We start from the raw sequence: 14,762 nt of genomic DNA on the forward strand, positions 1-14,762 counted from the left end.
CCGTATTGGAGATTGGAGATTGGAGATTGGTGATTTGAGAAAAGTATTAATGAGCGCCTGTCTCTTGGGTAAACAGGTTCGCTATGATGGTGGCGCCCTTTCCGTGGATGATCAGATCGTTGAGCAGTGGCGTTCTGAAGGCCGAATCGTTTCTGTTTGCCCCGAAGTTGAGGCGGGGATGAGTATTCCCAGGCCGCCCGCGGAGATTTTCCAAGGCAGTGGTAAGGGTGTTTTAAACGGTGAGGTCGATGTTATCGAAAACGATGGAGGCAAGGTGACCAATGAATTTTTAGCAGGTGCCTCTATCGCTTTGAACCTGTGCCGTAAATTCGCTATCGATATCGCAGTGCTTGCTGAGTTCAGTCCTTCATGCGGAAGCACCGCTATTTATGACGGCAGTTTCTCTGGTAAAAAAGTACCGGGTATGGGAGTAACAGCCGCACTGCTTCGGGAACATGGTGTGCACGTGTTTAGTCAGTATGAAATAGCCCAAGCTAACACTGCACTTCTTGCTACAAGTTCGTGAAAGCAGCATTAGGATATCGAGATATGACGCCTATTATTCGGTCTACTAACGACAAGGCGTTCGCGGAAAAATTAATTCGCCAAAATATGTCTGCTTACTACGAACAGTTGGATATGCGCTGGAATACAGCCCTGTTTGATAAACAATGGGATGAGTTAGACAGTTACGAATTAGTTATTAACGCTAGCCCAGTAGGGTTGTTATGCATAAATCACGATGAAGCCGCTTACTATATTCGAGAGCTACAAATTGATCAGAAGTGGCAGCGCCAAGGCTTAGGTACAGCGGCAATCCGCCACACGAAGGAAATCGCCCAACAGTCGGGCATCCGCTTACTTCGGCTGCGTGTGTTTTGTATCAACCCAGCAATAGCGCTATACGAGCGTATGGGGTTTCGCGTGCGTAAAACAGAGGGTGGGACTCACTATATGGAGCGGAGCATACTCTAACCCGTTAAATTAATGGGGCTTTACTGTTAAGTACTACAAGAGATTGCGCCGGTGCTGCTGCTGGAACCTACCGACGCTCGCTTTACTTTTTTAGGTTGGATGACGGGGTAGTTTGCCGATTTTTGTATTAATAACCTACCGTAAAGGCTTTCTGAATATGTTGAGGGGTCTCTGCTTCATCAAGCATCGCTACCGCGAAATCCTCCATTGAAATGCGAGATTCTCCGTTATTGTCCATGACGAGGGTATCGGTGCCAAGACGATAGCGCCCCGTAAGATCTCCAGGCGTCAGCATGGCGGCAGGGGAGAAGTAAGTCCACGCTGTGCTGGTTTCACCCAAGCAGAGTTCATACTGAGCTTGGCATGCCTTGGCAATTTCTAGCGCAGAGGCAGGAAGGAAATCGGGGGCTGTTAAGACCGTATCACCGGCGTGCCCGGGGATTAGCAATCGTGCGGCTCCGCCTACCAAGAGCACTCGCTGACCCGGAAGGGCACTCGCCATTAGAGAACGGGTTAGCGCCACCAGCGTCGCTTCTTTTCCATCGGGTGGGCGAACGGCGCTGATCAGTACGTCTTGTCCTTGAATAACATGAGCTAGCTGGTGTGAGTCTGTTATATCCGCGACACAGCGGCTGGCTTCAGCGGGCAGTTTGTTAAGCTGACTCTCTGTTCTCACCACGCCGGTTACGTTATGACCACGTGCTAATGCTTCATTCATAATGCGTTTGCCAACGTCGCCAGCGGCACCAAATATTGCAATTTTCATGATATATCTCTCTTGGGTTCATTAGTTAAGTTGTTTGGCTTTGCCAATGTTGAGCAGGGTAATTCCGGCTCCAATTAATAGGGTGCCAAGCAGTAAGCCTTCGGGAGCGGTTTCTCCTTGCAGCAATATGGCGACCGGAACGCCCACCACGGCGCCGACGGAACCCAATAGGCTCAGAAACACCGGGCCGCCGCTTTTCTGTAGTAGGAAGAGCAGTAAGAACTGGCCTGCGAAGACCATCGCCTGGAGTGCAATCAGCAAGAATGGCAGGGAGCGTTCTGTTGGAACGCTCAGTGAGAAGCCCGGCAGAAACCCCACGCTGAGGAGAATGATGGCCGCTGCGATAAGCATCCCCGGCGCCAACGCATCGCTGGATACGCCTTCTGGCCAGCGTAAGGTTCGGTAGATGTTGCCGATAGCCAGCAGAACGGGACCAATTAAAGCGAGGAGAATCCAGAGGTAATTGGCATCCGGCGCCGAAAGCTTATGGAAGGCCAGGGTGACGGCCCCCGCGAGGGCTGATATAACCCCCGCCGCACGCAACACCTGAAACCGCTCCATTTTTAACGCTAATGCGCCGATGTAGGTGAGTAGCGGTGGCAGAGTGATGATTAATGCCACGAACCCCGCACCCACATGGGGGATAGCTGAGAAAAAAAGCAGGTTGGCACCCGCTACGCCCAGCAGACCTGAAATAGCGTAGTACTCAACGGTCCGGACGTTGACCGGCGGCAGATTGCGGCGGAAGGCCGCGAGAACCAATAGAATAAGCGCCGCTCCTGAAATTGACCAAAACAGAAAAGCGAGCGCCGGTAGCTGAATGTCACCGGCAAGTTTTGCCAAATTAGTCGATAGACCCAGCAAGGCACCACCAGATAACAGATACACCAGTGGGGCAAGCCAAGCTCTTTTGCGTGAGTGTGTGCGGGTAGTGCTTAATGATGTCATTCGCGTAGTTCTCATTGGTACCGTTTCGAAGTGTCTTGATGTCAAGATATGTGTGATTAATCTTGACGTCAAGATAATTAAGCGCAAAATACGCTCATGGATCATGTAGACAACATTCTCAAACAGTGGCGGCAGGAGCGGCCTGACCTCGATGTAGCGCCGATGGCTACCATCGGGCGGGTCAAACGGCTGAATCACACCTTAATGCGCGCAATGGAGAAGACCTGGGCGAAATACGGTCTGACTGACGCGAGCTTTGACGTTCTGGCAACTCTTCGCCGTGAGGGAGCGCCCTACGCGCTATCGCCGGGGGATTTGATGGCATCCACCATGGTGACTTCAGGCACCATGACTCACCGCATCAATCAACTGGAAAAGGCGGGTTTGATCAAGCGGGTCAAAAATCCCGACGATGGTCGTGGTTTTCTCATCTCTCTTTCCCAGCGTGGATTCGAGTTAATCGATGAAGCCGTTGCTGCTCATGTGGAAACCCAGGCGCAGCTGGTAAGCGGCTTGACTGAAGATCAACGAGCGCAACTCGATGAGCTGCTTAAACAGTTCTTGGCGGGATTGGAGCAGGAGTGATGTGTGTCGCAGTGGCAACTTAGCCACTATTGAGAAGAGTCACGCCTAGACTTTGTTCCATCTCGCTTAAACACCTGAAGACGTTGGCATGGCTGATACGCAGCGCTTGGCTGGCGCCGGATAGCGACCCCACCTCTGCAATCGCTAGATCGTCCCACCTTATTTGCTGTTCATTCATGCAAACTGAGTTGTCATTTTTCGCGAATGTCTGAGCGTATTTGAACAGGTTAGTCTGTCGTTGAACCAATCAATAGGGGAAGCGCAGAATGAATGTGTTGATCGTCTTGGCTCATCCTGAACGCAAGTCGTTTAATGGCGGCCTAGTGGATGAGGCGGTAGAACAGCTGGTGGGCGAGGGGCATACAGTGGAAGTGGATGATCTCTATGCTGAGCAGTTTGATCCGGTGGAGCGCCCTGAGCAATATCCGCATAGCGCCGTGGCGTCGGACTACTTCTATGCCCTCAATGAGCAGCGGGCTCACTACGAGAAAAACACATTACCGCAGGATGTCCAGCGGGAGTTGGCGCGGTTGGAGTGGGCTGACTTGGTGATCTTCCAGTTTCCCTTATGGTGGCACGCCCAGCCCGCCATTTTAAAAGGCTGGTTTGATCGGGTGCTGGTGTATGGCGGGCGCTATACAAGCCGCATGCGTTACGACCGGGGCTACTATCGCGGTAGGAAGGCGATGCTATCGGTCACCACGGGCTCACCGGAGAAAGCATTTCAGCCTTTTGGCCGAGCTGGCAATATGGTGCACTGGCTGTGGCCCATACACGCATCGTTGTACTACGTTGGCTTTGACGTGCTGGCGCCTCAGGTGAGCTACGGCATTCAGGGCGGCGGTATTCGTTACCAAGAGGAAGCTGACATCATTGGTCACCTAGAGGTCTGCAAAGCGGCTTGGGTAGATCGTCTGAGAAACTTGGACAGCGAACTGCCCATCCCCTTTACCGGATGGGATGACTGGGACGAAGATGGCGTTTTACGCCAAACAAACCCGCTGAGATGGCGGCTAGGCTGAGCTCGTGTAGACTCTTACTGTCTATAAAACAGATCAGCAAAAGGCCCAATCAGCGCCATGACCACCTCGAACCACCGTTTTTCCGATGCTGAGCGCCGTGGGCTCTACCGCGCCATACATGAGCGGCGCGACGTGCGCTCGCAATTTCTGCCCGACAGAATACCTCCTGATGTACTGGCCCGCCTTTTGGAGGCCGCGCATCATGCGCCTTCAGTGGGATTTATGCAGCCCTGGGATTTCATCGTGATTGAAAGACGCAGCGTCAGAGAAGCAGTGCTGGCGATGTTCGAGCAGGAGAATCAGAAGGCCGCCGAACGCTTTGAAGGCGAGCGTCAAGCGCATTATCGCAGCCTTAAGCTGCAAGGTATTATGGAGAGCCCGCTTAATCTCTGTATTACCTGTGACCGAAGCCGGGGCGGCCCTCACGTGCTGGGGCGCAATAGTATGGTGGATACCGATCTTTTCAGCACTTGTCTCGCTGTACAGAATCTCTGGTTGGCTGCGCGGGTAGAAGGTATTGGCGTTGGTTGGGTGAGCATTCTCGACCAAGAGCAGCTGAGCAAGGCGCTGAATCTGCCTGACCACGTTTACCCCTTGGCGTATCTCTGCCTTGGCTATGTTAGCGAGTTTTTAGACCAACCAGAGCTTGAAGCCAAAGGCTGGCGCTCTCGCTTGCCATTAAGTGAACTAGTACATGTCGATCAGTGGGGGCAGCCGCTTGCCAGTTGTTTGTGAGGAAGTTTTTATAAGGGGGGCCAGCTCGCTGTGCCCAAGTCATCTACTCTTTGCTTGCGGCGCTGGTTCTTGTCTTCGTACATGCGCTGGTCTGCCAGAGCAAATACCTGTAGGGCAGGCACTTCGCTGGAGCTGGCGAATCCCAAGCTCAAATGAAGCGTCAGTTCTTCACGTTCACCGCTAGCGGTGTCGATAATGCAACGCTGTTCAGGCAAATTGTCTCTGATCAAGTTGGCCATACGCTTGGCTGCCGTCAAGTCGGCAGAAGGAAATAGAATGACGAATTCATCGCCACCGCAGCGTGCAAGTATGTCGCTGTCCCTGCAGTGAAGTTGCAGGTACTTGGCAACGCTGGAAATCAGTTGATCGCCTGCAACATGACCATAATGGTCGTTCACTTCCTTAAGCTTGTCGACGTCCATCATCAATACAGCAAAATCCAGGCTCGGCGTCTGCGCCTTGCCTTGAATGCTCATTTGCAGCGCGGCTTCCAAGAAACCTCGGTTATAAAGGCCGGTGAGTCCGTCACGCTCAGCCGTTTTCTTCAATTCCAAATGTAGCAATTTATTTTCGGTAGCGGCCGCTAGTTGGTCGGCAAAGAGGGAAAGTATTTGCTCCAAGCCGTCTTCTCGGCTGGGAGCTTTCATGATCAGCCAGCCTTCGTACAAGCTTAGACGGCCTTCCATGGACATGACATATAGGTTCTCGCCTTCGTCTGTTTGTGGCCGTGTGTCCGGCTGTACTCTTTGCCTACGAACGCTGGCCAATAGATGCTTTAGACGCTGTTCATCCTTTGGGCTTAGTCCCGCAACAGCCGCGTAGCGTGTTACTTCACAACGTTGTCGTTCTTGTACAAAAACAGCAAAACCGTAGTCGGGGAAATGGGAGTGTAGGTGGTTTAAGGAGTCATCCAGCAGGGTATGGATATTGGTCGCACGATTTGCCACCGTCCCGAGATCAAGCAGCGCGTGAAAGACTCGGTTCTGAAACTGAATCTCGCCAATGCTGCGGCCGATCTGACGATTCTGACTGTACGTTATGCGGCCTATGGTTAGAAAATAGACGATTGCCCCCGTCCATTGGTAGATGTCTAAATTGTTGCTCACATAGGGGCGAAACTTGAATCCCGTTAAGGCGCTTCCAATTAAGGCTGCGGTTGTGAAAAGTACGGCTGAAATAAGCATCTTCCGTACCCCGCCGACCACTAAATTGTTCATCAAACAGGCAAGCCCAATGGTGATGGTGCCTAAAGCGTAAAAATCCAGCACGCTGCACCAAAAACCAAATAGCAGGCTGTCATAGAGGAGATTTCTGAACTCGGCACGCTTGGAGTTCTGGGCGCTTACAGCAAGCGCATAGGCAACGCCGGGCCATAGCAGCAGCAAAATCCCGGGCAGAATAAGTGTCCAGCCGCTGCCTTCTACCACGGCGATCCATACGGTGAGTCCGAAGGTATGGCAAAAGGCAAAAATTCGCGGGGCAATTGTCGCCAATGCAAGACGGTGTGCGCGCCTTGATGAATGTTGCATTTGTGAGTCTGTATTCAAAGTTATTTGATTAACAGACTAGCACTTAAGAGGCTAAGAAGCCTTATCCTTAAAATCAGGCGAATAGCGCCTTCGTTATCTCCCAGGTTTTAGACTGTTTCAGGGCGTATCTGTTGAATATGGTGAAGCGCTCTCACAACTTGCTAGTAAATGGTTGGCGTGTTCGCGAAGCGCCTCTTTGAGGCCGTCTGGTTTGAGGATGGTAAATTGAAATGGGAGCTGTGCCAGCCAATAGGCAAACCACTCGAAACTATCCGTGCGTGTATGGAGCAGTAGTCCACCTTCAACCTGTTCGAACTGACCTGTACAGAAAAATTGGTTCTCAAAGCCAGCGGACGCGGCATGATCAATGTGTAGCACCAGTGATACTTCATGAGTGGGGCCCCAGGACATGAGGCTTTCGCTCAAAAAATCGGCTGCATCAAAGCGGGTGGGGCGTATGAAGGTACCTGAGAGTAGGTGCACACCGCTGATACGATCTAACCGAAATGAGCGCATGGCTCCCCGTAGATGGCAAAAACCGACGGCATACCACCTACCTTGTTGGAAAACTAGCCCGTAGGGGTCGATCTGACGCTCAATCGGATCATGCTGCGGGGAGTGGTAGGTAAGCCCCACGGTTCGCATGGCCTCTGTGGCTTTAGTCAGCGTCTCAAGGGCGCGGTCATCACGGCTGGGTTCGCGCCGGGGTAAGATCACCTGAGTGGTCTCACTGATGCCTCGAACACGGCTTTTTAAATTAGCTGGCATCACTCGCTCGAGCTTCGCTTGTACGCTGGCAATGGCGGGCGCTGCGTTTGTTAGTCCCAGCTGGCTAGCGGCCAATAAGCCTAACGAAACGGCGAATGTCTCTTCGTCGGTAAACATCATGGGTGGCAGCTTGAAGCCAGCCACCAATCGGTAGCCACCGTAGCGCCCTTGCTCGGTCACTATCGGCACGCCTATATCTTCCAGCGCCGTAATGTATCGCCGTATAGTGCGCCGATCCACGCCCAGGCGTTCGGCCAATTCAGCGCCGCCCATTTGGCCATTAGCTTGCAGCAACTCAAGCACCGCAAGTACGCGTGTTGTGGGGCCTGCCATTACTGCCTCCCTACTGAAGCCATCGTTAAAGTCTTGCAGAAAAATGCATTGTTGCTTTTATTTAGGGCGGATTCTCACCTATTAACAAACTAATCTGATCTGGCAGTACCTTGTGTCACCGGAAAATTGACTGAAAAAGGAGCCTAATATGTCAGAGCTAACGTTTTACACCCACCCTATGTCCCGCGGGCGCGTTGTGCGCTGGATGTTGGAAGAAGTAGGCATAGACTACTCGGTAAAGGCGATGGAGTTCGATTCAGAGATGAAATCTGAGGACTACTTGGCCATAAACCCCATGGGCAAGGTGCCTGCCATCAAACATGGCAACACTGTTGTGACGGAAGTGGCGGCTATCTGCGCGTACCTGGCGGATCAGGTTCCGGATAAAAAGCTTTCACCACCCCCGCAATCTCCCGAACGTGGAGTTTATTATCGCTGGCTTTTTTTTATGGCGGGTCCGTTTGAAATGGCTACTAGTGCAAAGGCCTACAATTGGAAAATCGACAGCAGCAACGTACAGGCCGTTGGTTGTGGCCAAGTGGAAGACAGTATCAATACGCTTGAAAAAGTACTCAGTGAAAACGCTTATATTTGCGGCGATCAGTTTACTGCCGCAGATATATTGGTTAGCAGTTATCTCTGGTGGGAAACAATGCAGGAGAATATCCCACCAAAAGAGGTGTTTAAGCATTACATAGAGCGTATGGAAAGCAGGCCAGCAGCCAAGCGGGCCAATGAGTTGGACGATGAACTGGCTAAGAAAATGAAGCCTTTGTCCGTCTGATGGCTTAATTGCATTGCCGCTTTTGTATTAAGTTGGCAATTGCTTTCAAGGTAGATGAACCCTATCTGGTTGCAGTTTTTGCTACAGATAATAGCAGTAAAGCCTCTGGCCAACGGCGTGTGCGGAAGGTATCGGCGCTGGCCAGCCTACCCATATATCGCTACTGTATTCGCCTATGCTAAATAATAAGATAGGGCGCCATTCATGCAAAGCGATATCACCCTCCAGCGGCTCAGCGCTGACGATCCAAATGTTGTGTTAGTTTCGGGGTGGACATTTGAAGCCTGGGGTCATTTACACCCAGGTCTCACCCAAGAACAGGCTATTCAACATTTAAAGGCCGAATGTGGTCAGGGTGGTGTGCCCTCCATCTTTGTGGCTATGCAAGGCGAAACCCCTGTGGGAACCGCCAGCCTAATTGCCGATGATATGAGCATTCGTCGTGAATTTACCCCCTGGCTTGCCTCAGTATTTGTCGTACCCGAATGGCGGGGGCAGGGTATTGCCTCTGCGTTGATACGCCGGATAGAAGTAGAAGCCGCTGAGAGCGGCATCGAGCGCTTCTATCTCTATACTCCCGACCAGCAGGCGCTCTATCGTCGGCTGGGTTGGCAAGATGAAGAAAGCCTTGAGTATCGGGGCGAAAACGTAACAGTGATGTCACGGCAGCTGGGGCTTTAAGGGGCGCTTATGATCAGTGGCCGCGCATTACGCTATTTCGATACTGTGGCCCGGTGTCGTTCGCTGCGCCAAGCTGCCGCCCAACTGCATATTGCCCCCACAGCGATTAGCCGCCAGATCGATTTACTGGAACACCAGCTTGGCGCACCACTCATCGAGCGTGGCCCCAACGGCATTAGCCTGACGGCGGCGGGGGAGTTGTTGGCTGCCCAGGCGCAGCGTACCCTCCGTGACCTAGAGCGGGTGCAGGAACATATTGCCGATTTGAAGGGCTTGCGAACTGGGCGGGTCAGTTTGCAGGTGGCGGAAGGCGTTGTGGCTGGCTTGCTAGCGCCTACGTTAGCCAAGATGGGGCAGCGCTATCCCCATTTGAGTTTTGATATCGGGATCGTCAGTGCTAGCCAAATGGTGGAGGCGCTACGCCGAGGTGATGCCGATATTGGCTTGTCCTTCTTTATGCCCCGCCATGATGACATTGTGCCCTTTGCTAGCGCCGAGTTGCACCACCATGCAGTGATGGCTCCAGGCCATCCATTGGCCGCGGCTTCTGAGGTGAGTCTTCACTCCCTGGCAGCGCACCGGCTGATCCTGCCTGATGAATCTTATGGCGTGCGCCAAGCGCTGGAGCGCGCCGCTCATCAGGTCGGGATAGTTCTGGCCCCCACCTTTAGAACCGCTTCACTGGAAACTCAAAAAGCCCTCGCCCTTAACGGTGCAGGTGTTCTGGTATTGCCACCGATGGCGGTAGCTCGGGAGTGCCAATTGGGTCAACTCGTTAGCATTCCCTTGGCTTCTTCAGAGCTTGAAGCAGCGCGGGTAGATCTCTGCGTTTATCGCCATCGCCAGCGTAGCTTTGCCACCGAGGCGTGCCTTTCGCTGCTGGCAAGTGCCCTACAAACACTACAATCTCCTTCATCTTGAAAGATATTGAAAGAAGATCCTGAAAGAATAGAGTGCACACAAAAAGTGGACACGCTGCGGTCAAGATTGAAATAGCAGAAGACACGGTGTGGGTTCATGCTGAGATTGTTGATAACGAAAGCCTGATAACGTCAGTCTGATAACAACAGCAAAAGGTAATGTGATGCCTGAACTACACCAACTCACCGCCATCCAATTAATTGATGGCTACCGAGCTTATAGGTTCTCGCCAACTGAAGTAGCCAGCGCCCTGGTTGAGCATATCGACGCCTGGGAGCCGCAAATCAATGCGCTGTATGCCTATCAGCCTGATGCGTTCATTAAAGCAGCCGAAGCCTCCACCCAGCGCTGGGCTAGGGGGCAACCTAGCGGCGCGCTGGATGGCGTGCCAATCACCCTTAAAGAGCTGATTGCAACGAAAGGGATGCCAGTGCCGGGGGGAACCGGGCTTGGCGAGCAGCCCGTTGCCACTGAAGACGCTCCCCCCGCTGCTCGTTTAGGGGAAGATAACGCTCTGCTGCTGGCGAAAACTACCTGCCCCGACTTTGGCATGCTCTCATCCGGGCTCTCGTCGTTTCATGGTTTGACCCGCAATCCATGGGATTTAGCTTGTAATACCGGCGGTTCAAGCGCGGGCGCGGGCGCTGCCGCCGCTGCTGGGCTTGGGCCACTGCATGTGGGCACCGATATTGGTGGCTCGATACGCCTTCCTGCGGCGTGGTGTGGTGTCGTCGGCTTTAAGCCCACTTTGGGCCGGGTACCGATAGACCCTTATTATGTAGGCCGCTGTGCCGGGCCAATGACCCGAAGCGTAGCGGATGCCGCGCTGATGATGACGGCGCTTGCCCGCACAGATCGACGCGATGCGATGCGTCTGCCGCCGGAAACGATTGACTGGATGGATCTGGAGCTCGACGTTAAAGGTTTGCGAGTGGGTGTGATGATGGAGGCGGGCTGCGGGTTACCTTTGGATGATGAGATTCGCCACCACGTGGAACAGGCTGCAAAGCAGTTGGAAGCCGCTGGGGCAACGCTGGTGCCGATGGCGCCAGTGCTGACCCGCGAAATGTTAGATGGACTGGATCACTTCTGGCAGGCCCGTCAGTGGGGCGAGCTGTTAAAGCTCTCGGCTAACGAGCGTGAGCAAGTGTTGCCTGCCATTTTAGCCTGGGCCGATGGTGGTGCACACTTAAGTGGCGTAGAAGCAGTGCACGGTTTTCAGCAAACCATGGCGATGCGACGCGCCACCGAAGCCGTATTTGATGAGGTCGATGCGGTGATTTCACCCACCACACCCAATATCGCCTTCCCAGCTGAGTGGCCATCGCCTACCAATGATCCGCGTCGGCCCTTTGAGCACATTGCTTACACCGTGCCGTGGAATATGGGCGAGCAGCCTGCGATCTCGCTTAATGCTGGGTTTAGCCGTTCCGCTAGTTCCGTCAATATGCCGATAGGTGTGCAGTTGGTTGGCCCGCGCTTTGGAGATCACTTTGTGCTGAAACTGGCAAGGCAGCTAGAAACGCGTTTGGCGTTGCCCACGCGCTGGCCGATGCTGCCAGTGATTAACTCTGCAGTTAAATAAGAGGAACACTCATGGAACGTTTATTAGTACTGCCTACCTCCCGGGCGGGCTGGGGGCTGTTAATTGCGTTTGTGGTGCTGGTGCTGGCGGGAACGTGGCCGGTGATTGGTTGGGTAAACAGAGCCACCTTAGTGATGGGCTTGCCTCTGTTAGTAGTGTGGAGCTACCTGGTGATTTTTGCCTGCGTAGTGGTGATGCTGATCGGCAATCGTATTGTGGAGCGAGACGACCATGAATAGCCCTTGGCCACTATTGATTACCTTGACCTATGTCGCTATTGCCATGGTGATTGGCCTACGCGCCAGAGCAGGGCGTTCCATGAATAGCTTGGAGGAGTGGGGCGTAGCGGGCCGCAGCATGGGGCCGGTGACGCTTTACTTGCTTATTGCCGCCGGTAGTGTGAGTGCTTACACCTTTATGGGAGCGCCCGGGTGGGCTTATTCCAAAGGGGTGGCGGTGTTTTATGTGGCGATTTACCTCTCGTATCTAGCGCTGGTCGCTTGGTATTTCGGCCCTAAAGTGTGGCAGTTCGGCGAGCAGTTTGGTCACGTGACTCAGGCAAGCGCCATTGCTGATCGCTACCAGAGCCCCGCCCTGGGCGCACTGGCGGCAATTGTCATGGCGATTGGCTCCATTGCTTATGCGGTGCTGCAGACCATAGGTTCGGCTTATATTCTGTTTGTGATGAGCGGCGGTTTGATTCCGATTTGGCTAGGTGTCGTGCTGGTACTGGCCTGTATTGCCGTTTACCTCTATGCCAGTGGTCAGCGGGCGATTGGTCGCACCAATGCCTTTCAAGGCGTGTTGATGCTGATTGTGGCTTGGGCCGTTGGCCTCTGGGCCGTTCATAGCGCCACCGGCGGGTTGAGCTTTGCGGGCGTGTTCGAGCGTATCCAAGCCGAGCATAGCGAGTTTCTCACTCTGCCCGGCGCAGGCGGCGATATGAGCTTTAGTTTCTGGACAACCTCGATCATCGTTTCCATGTTCTCGTTTATGCCGCCGGTGTGGACGCAGTGGATGAGCGCCTCCTCGGCACGAACTATTCGCCGCAGCGCGACGTGGCTACCCACGTATTACGTGGTTATTCTGCCTATGGTCGTTGTCGGCTTTATTGGCATTTTTTCGCTACCTGAATTGGCCCGGGCCGATACCGTGGTACTTGAGTACGCCATGCAGCACTTGCCGGTAGTATTGGTTGGATTACTTGGCGCGGGTACTTTGGCAGCCTCAATGTCTTCCAGCGAGCCGTTTATTCATTCGGTATCGTTGTCACTCAGCAAGGATGTACTACAGCCGGTGCTAAAACTCTCGGATGGCGTTACCGGAAAACTTGCGCGGCTGCTGATTCTGCCCATTATGTTTTTAGTGGTCGCGCCGCTCGCAATTGCCGAGCCCGGCAGTTTGGTAATGATTCTGTTAGTGGGGCTCGGGTTTGCCTCCCAGGTGCTGCCTGCCTTTATCGGCATGTTCTTCTGGCCGCGGGCTTCTCGCTTAGGTGTAATGGCGGGTATCGTAGCGGGCTTTCTGATTACCGTGGCGTTTACTACTCTTTGGCCACACCCAATGGGTATTCACGCGGGCTTCTGGGGGCTGATGCTCAACCTGCCGGTATTTGTCGCCGTCTCTTTGATTACGCCTGCTACCCACGCTGAGGTGGTGGAGCGCTTCTTTCGTATTGCCGCTCCACGAGGTTTTACCCAACGGGGACGTCGAGCTGCGGTGTGAGTGCTGACTTAATCTATTCATGGTTATCGACTACCTTTGTACTAAAGTGTTTTTTGCATCAACAAAGGTAATTCGATGAGTCATGCATTGACTGGACATAACCGCCCTCAGCAGGTGATTGAGGCCACCCACCAGGCGAATAACGCCTTACCAACGGCCATCCGCCAAGCCAAGTACGCCAAAATGGCTGCGTCGCCCTACCGCTTTTATCGCGGCAGTAATCATTTGTACTGGAATGATGTATGGCACGATTGGCGTTTTGCCCTGTTTGGTGGCTGGCCGGAGACCCAAACCTGGTTGCAGGGCGACGCCCACGTCTATAACTTTGGCGCTTATGGTCACCACGATGACCAAGTGCGCTACGGCATGGATGACTTCGATGATGCGCTGATTGGCGACTACCAATATGATCTGTGGCGGCTGGCTATCAGCGTCGTATTAGATGCTCGTGAAAATGCGGAGCTGGATCCAAAAACGATTGATAAAGCGCTTAAAAAGTTAATAGAGGGCTATTACCAAACGCTGGTCGATCACGTTGATAGTCAGCCCGTGCACGCCGTGACCCTTGATAGTGCAAAGGGCCTGCTTAAGCCCTTTATGAGTAAAGTCGCCGATAAGCAGAGCCGTGCGCGGATGCTCGAAAAGTGGACGACCCTAGATGAGCAGAAAGGCCGCCAGTTCGCCGAACGGCCTGGCAAGCTCGCTAACCTGCCTGCGGATGTGGCTAGCCAACTACGCCGTTTAATTGAGCAGGAGTATCAGCAAACGCTACAACACGCTATTAAAGAGAGTGATCCCCACCATTTTCGCGTCAAAGATACGGCACGGCGTTTGGATGCAGGCACCGGTTCGTTGGGTGTCGAACGCTATTACGTCTTGATTGAAGGCGGTGTCGAGCACGAGCACGATGACATCATCCTGGATGTTAAAGAGCAGGTACCTCCAGAAGCATTTCGATTAATGGATAAAAAACAGCAGCAGGCGTGGCGTAAGCTGTTTCCTAACGAAGCCATCCGTCATGCAGCTGCCTTCCACGCCATTGCTGAGCACCCAGATGCCTATCTCGGCTGGCTAACCATGAACGGAAAGGTGTTTTCGGTGCGTGAGCGCTCGCCGTTCAAGAAAGACTTTCCGACCCATAAGCTTTCTGGCGGTAAGTCATATCGAAAACTGGCAAAGCAGTGGGGAGAAATTCTCGCCCGTGAACACCTGCGCGGTGCCCAGGCGCTTAACCAGGGTGACTCAACACGCTTTGCCAAGGCCGTTTGCCAACGATTAAAAGGGCGTGAAGACCTGTTTATTGAGGTGGTTACAACACTGGCGGTGGCTTACGCCGACTGCACAGAGCAGGATTACGCTGTGTTTATTGATCACTTCCTGGCGTCGGGGGCTGCTTAATTAACCA

The 14,762-nt window shown here is 53.4% G+C and carries 17 protein-coding genes; 12 read left to right on the plus strand and 5 right to left on the minus strand.

Features of this window, described 5'->3' with window-relative positions; genetic code table 11:
* Positions 1–19: 19 nt before the first annotated feature.
* Both ACW17M_RS08045 and ACW17M_RS08050 read left to right on the plus strand, forming a co-directional pair.
* On the plus strand, positions 20–526 hold the full coding sequence (locus ACW17M_RS08045; RefSeq protein WP_009288192.1) for a DUF523 domain-containing protein: 507 nt from the start codon (positions 20–22) through the stop codon (positions 524–526).
* 23 nt (positions 527–549) lie between these two features.
* The gene (locus ACW17M_RS08050) at positions 550–975 is read left to right on the plus strand and encodes a GNAT family N-acetyltransferase (protein ID WP_027960015.1); all 426 of its coding nucleotides are present in this window, start codon (positions 550–552) and stop codon (positions 973–975) included.
* Positions 976–1,102: 127 nt separating this feature from the next.
* Here the strand turns inward: ACW17M_RS08050 and ACW17M_RS08055 are convergent, their stop codons facing one another.
* On the minus strand, positions 1,103–1,741 hold the full coding sequence (locus ACW17M_RS08055; protein ID WP_457547200.1) for an NAD(P)-dependent oxidoreductase: 639 nt from the start codon (positions 1,739–1,741) through the stop codon (positions 1,103–1,105).
* A gap of 21 nt (positions 1,742–1,762) precedes the next feature.
* On the minus strand, positions 1,763–2,689 hold the full coding sequence (locus ACW17M_RS08060) for a DMT family transporter (protein ID WP_457547201.1): 927 nt from the start codon (positions 2,687–2,689) through the stop codon (positions 1,763–1,765).
* 96 nt (positions 2,690–2,785) lie between these two features.
* Here ACW17M_RS08060 and ACW17M_RS08065 point away from each other — a divergent pair, with 96 nt between their 5' ends.
* Complete coding sequence (locus ACW17M_RS08065; protein WP_457547202.1) at positions 2,786–3,274, plus strand: MarR family winged helix-turn-helix transcriptional regulator; 489 nt, start codon at positions 2,786–2,788, stop codon at positions 3,272–3,274.
* A gap of 19 nt (positions 3,275–3,293) precedes the next feature.
* Here ACW17M_RS08065 and ACW17M_RS08070 read toward each other — a convergent pair whose 3' ends face one another.
* Positions 3,294–3,452 carry a helix-turn-helix domain-containing protein gene (locus tag ACW17M_RS08070; protein ID WP_457547203.1) on the minus strand — a complete coding sequence of 53 codons (159 nt, stop codon included), beginning with the start codon at positions 3,450–3,452 and terminating at the stop codon, positions 3,294–3,296.
* Positions 3,453–3,540: 88 nt separating this feature from the next.
* Here ACW17M_RS08070 and ACW17M_RS08075 point away from each other — a divergent pair, with 88 nt between their 5' ends.
* Entirely contained in the window at positions 3,541–4,296 is a 756-nt protein-coding gene (locus tag ACW17M_RS08075; RefSeq protein ID WP_457547204.1) for an NAD(P)H-dependent oxidoreductase, read from the plus strand.
* Between the two features lie 57 nt (positions 4,297–4,353).
* Positions 4,354–5,031, plus strand: a complete 678-nt coding sequence (gene bluB / locus ACW17M_RS08080; protein WP_457547205.1) for a 5,6-dimethylbenzimidazole synthase — start codon at positions 4,354–4,356, stop codon at positions 5,029–5,031.
* Between the two features lie 8 nt (positions 5,032–5,039).
* On the opposite strand, the gene ACW17M_RS08085 is transcribed toward bluB, so the two are convergent.
* Together ACW17M_RS08085 and ACW17M_RS08090 are read right to left on the minus strand one after the other, a co-directional pair.
* The gene (locus tag ACW17M_RS08085; protein ID WP_457547206.1) at positions 5,040–6,578 is read right to left on the minus strand and encodes a diguanylate cyclase; all 1,539 of its coding nucleotides are present in this window, start codon (positions 6,576–6,578) and stop codon (positions 5,040–5,042) included.
* Between the two features lie 99 nt (positions 6,579–6,677).
* Positions 6,678–7,661 carry a helix-turn-helix transcriptional regulator gene (locus ACW17M_RS08090; RefSeq protein WP_278370092.1) on the minus strand — a complete coding sequence of 328 codons (984 nt, stop codon included), beginning with the start codon at positions 7,659–7,661 and terminating at the stop codon, positions 6,678–6,680.
* Positions 7,662–7,809: 148 nt separating this feature from the next.
* Between ACW17M_RS08090 and ACW17M_RS08095 the strand changes: the two genes are divergently transcribed.
* From ACW17M_RS08095 to ACW17M_RS08125, 7 genes are all read left to right on the plus strand, one after another.
* Positions 7,810–8,445 carry a glutathione S-transferase family protein gene (locus tag ACW17M_RS08095; protein WP_041158265.1) on the plus strand — a complete coding sequence of 212 codons (636 nt, stop codon included), beginning with the start codon at positions 7,810–7,812 and terminating at the stop codon, positions 8,443–8,445.
* Positions 8,446–8,649: 204 nt separating this feature from the next.
* The gene (locus ACW17M_RS08100; RefSeq protein WP_457547207.1) at positions 8,650–9,126 is read left to right on the plus strand and encodes a GNAT family N-acetyltransferase; all 477 of its coding nucleotides are present in this window, start codon (positions 8,650–8,652) and stop codon (positions 9,124–9,126) included.
* A 9-nt stretch (positions 9,127–9,135) separates the two neighbouring features.
* Complete coding sequence (locus ACW17M_RS08105; RefSeq protein WP_233974205.1) at positions 9,136–10,047, plus strand: LysR family transcriptional regulator; 912 nt, start codon at positions 9,136–9,138, stop codon at positions 10,045–10,047.
* Between the two features lie 163 nt (positions 10,048–10,210).
* A complete protein-coding gene (locus ACW17M_RS08110) occupies positions 10,211–11,632 on the plus strand; it encodes an amidase (RefSeq protein WP_457547208.1) in 1,422 nt (473 codons plus the stop codon).
* An 11-nt stretch (positions 11,633–11,643) separates the two neighbouring features.
* A complete protein-coding gene (locus tag ACW17M_RS08115) occupies positions 11,644–11,871 on the plus strand; it encodes a hypothetical protein (protein WP_027960159.1) in 228 nt (75 codons plus the stop codon).
* Complete coding sequence (locus ACW17M_RS08120) at positions 11,864–13,357, plus strand: sodium:solute symporter family protein (RefSeq protein ID WP_233974207.1); 1,494 nt, start codon at positions 11,864–11,866, stop codon at positions 13,355–13,357. Before ACW17M_RS08115 ends, ACW17M_RS08120 begins: the two co-directional genes overlap by 8 nt.
* Positions 13,358–13,432: 75 nt before the next feature.
* Positions 13,433–14,755: a DUF2252 domain-containing protein gene (locus ACW17M_RS08125; protein ID WP_457547209.1), complete on the plus strand. Its 1,323-nt coding sequence runs from the start codon at positions 13,433–13,435 to the stop codon at positions 14,753–14,755.
* Positions 14,756–14,762: the final 7 nt, after the last annotated feature.

The organism is Vreelandella sp. 2A-K22, assembly GCF_054065485.1.